Here is a 2,265-nt window from a genome sequence, read left to right as displayed (position 1 = left end):
TGCAGGGAGTGCAGGTGTCTGTCAGCCTGCCGCAGGAGAGCCTCGGCTTGTTGAAATACGCCTTGTTTGCCATTTCCTTGCTCAGCCTGGTCATGGCGCATCTCCTGCGCAAGCTCTTCTTGCAGAGCAAGGGCGCGGCTGACCAGACAAGGCAGCCTGATGCCGCGACGCATCCTGCGGCTGCGAAGTACACCACCGCGCTCATCCTGAGCGCAGCCCTGTCGGAGAGCGTGGCCATATACGGCCTGATCATGTTCTTCATTGCCAGGGACATAGTCACCTTCTGCATCCTTCTGGCGGTTTCCGCTGTGGCGATGCTTTTCTTCCGGCCGCGCAAAACAGAGCTGTTTAAGCTGGCCGAACGGATGCGCACCTGATATGAATCCTGCGTTCACCTCCCTTGCCGGTCTGGCTGCTGTCTTGGCCGGAGCCTTCGCCCTGCTGATCATGCTTGAGCTGCGGGGCAATCCCAGAGAAGACAAGGAGGCCAATCAGCGGCTGATCCGGGCGCACCGCGCTGCTGGCTGGCTGACCGCTGTCCTGCTCCTGGGCCTTTTGGCGGCAATGCTGCTCAAGGCGGACAACTACCATGAGGAGTTCCCGCCGCGCATTCTGCTTCATGCGGCCTTGGGCCTGCTGCTCGCGCCGCTGCTTGCCTTGAAGCTGCTCTTGGTCCGCCGTTTCAAACGCTTGGGCACGATGGCACCCGGCTTCGGCATAGCCCTGTTCCTCGCCCTCTTTGTCCTCTACAGCCTGACCGGCGGCTATTACTTCCTGCACCAGTCGGCAGTCGGCCATGCCTTGATGACGGACAATGATGACATGGTGCTCTTAGACACAGAGCTGGGCCGGATGTTGCTGGCAAGGAAATGCGTCAAATGCCACAGCTTGGAGCGGGTCTTCAAGGCATCCAAGAGCGTGCCGGAATGGACAGCGACTGTGCGCCGGATGGCGGTCATGGACTCGCCCAACATCCGCAGCTTTGATGCCGCGCAGATCATCAACTACCTGACGCTGCAGCAGGAGCGGCGGGAGCGGCAGCGTCCTGCGAAGCCTCAGCCAGAGAAGCCGCAGGCGGAGAGCAAAGGCGACGGCACGCTGCTTGGGCAGAAATGCACGCGCTGCCACAGTCTCGACCGGGTGCGGATGGCAAAGAAGAGCGCGGAGGAATGGCGGGCGGCTGTGGAGCGGATGGAGCATCACGCCGATGATCCGACATTCCTCAGCCCGGAGGAGAAAGAAGCGGTCTTGCGCCTGCTCATCGAGCAGCAGACCAAATGACGGCTGACGATGACCATGAGGCTGTTTATTCCAATCTATGAGGGAGAATGATGCAAGCGAAACACATATTGGCCGCAGCTCTGCTGCTTGCGGCTGGGTGGACAACCCAAGCAGGGGCAGGAGAAGACTGTCCAGGCCAGGCCTGGCTGGACTATAGAGGGGACGCGCCTGGCGGAGCCTGCGCGCATATGGGATTGAACACGCGCAAAGGTGTGTGCCGGCCAGGCGATGTCTACGAAACCCTGTGCGACGACCGGAATGGCCAATACAAGATATGCCAGGGAACCATGCGCTGCGGCGGGGGCGGCTGTCAGCCTGCGCCGGGCTATTCCGCCTACAACTGGGACTTTGATCTGTGCAGGCCATGTCCGCCAGGCACCAGCAACACAGACGGCAGAAACGGCTGCGGCGGCAGCGGAGGAGGCGGAATCTGTCAGCCTGCGCCGGGCTATTCCGCTCACGACTGGGACTTTGAGCGCTGCGCTCCCTGCGGGCGGGATGAACGCAACCATGACAGCGCAGGCCGCTGCGAGCGCGAGGAACGCCGCAGAGAGTGTCAGCCGGAACGCGGCTACTCCGCCCACGACTGGGACTTTGAGCGCTGCGCTCCCTGCGGGCGGGATGAACGCAATCATGACAGCGCAGGCCCCTGCGAGCGTGAGGAGCGCCGCAGAGAATGTCAGCCGGAACGCGGCTACTCCGCCTATGAATGGGACTTTGAGCGATGCAGGCCCTGCGGGCGGGACGAGCACAACCACGACGGAAGAGGCCGCTGCGAGCGCGAGGAACGCCGAGGCGAGTGTCAGCCGGAAGACGGCTACTCCGCCTATGAATGGGACTTCAAGCGATGCAGGCTCTGCGGGCAGGACGAGCACAACTACGACGGAAGAGGCCCCTGCGAGCGCGAGCAAGGCCGCGAGCAGCCTGAGAGCAGCGGGAGCATGTGGCTGCGCGACCTGCTGACCCCCCAGCCATGACACCAGG

Annotated in this window: 3 protein-coding genes; all 3 read left to right on the top strand. The window is 62.8% G+C overall.

Translation table 11 applies throughout. The features are described from left to right. Positions 1–377: hypothetical protein (locus ACNKID_RS07210; protein ID WP_417912764.1), on the top strand; the 377-nt coding region annotated here is incomplete at its 5' end. Position 378: 1 nt separating this feature from the next. Beyond that, positions 379–1,281, top strand: coding sequence for a DUF6529 family protein (locus tag ACNKID_RS07205; RefSeq protein WP_417912763.1), 903 nt, complete (start codon positions 379–381; stop codon positions 1,279–1,281). A 188-nt stretch (positions 1,282–1,469) separates the two neighbouring features. After that, positions 1,470–2,258 (top strand): hypothetical protein, encoded by a 789-nt coding sequence (locus ACNKID_RS07200; RefSeq protein WP_417912762.1) that lies wholly within the window; start codon positions 1,470–1,472, stop codon positions 2,256–2,258. The last annotated feature ends 7 nt before the right edge of the window (positions 2,259–2,265 follow it).

Origin of the sequence: Candidatus Electronema sp. TJ (assembly GCF_048287355.1) — a bacterium.
GTDB lineage: Bacteria > Desulfobacterota > Desulfobulbia > Desulfobulbales > Desulfobulbaceae > Electronema.
The sequence above is the reverse complement of the archived record's forward strand: the minus strand, read 5'-3'. Positions and strand labels throughout refer to the sequence as shown.

Excerpts from the sequence above, each read along its gene's own strand:
- ACNKID_RS07205 (WP_417912763.1), top strand. The coding sequence starts at position 379 with ATGAATCCTGCGTTCACCTCCCTTGCCGGTCTGGCTGCTGTCTTGGCC.
- ACNKID_RS07200 (WP_417912762.1), top strand. The coding sequence starts at position 1,470 with ATGGGATTGAACACGCGCAAAGGTGTGTGCCGGCCAGGCGATGTCTAC.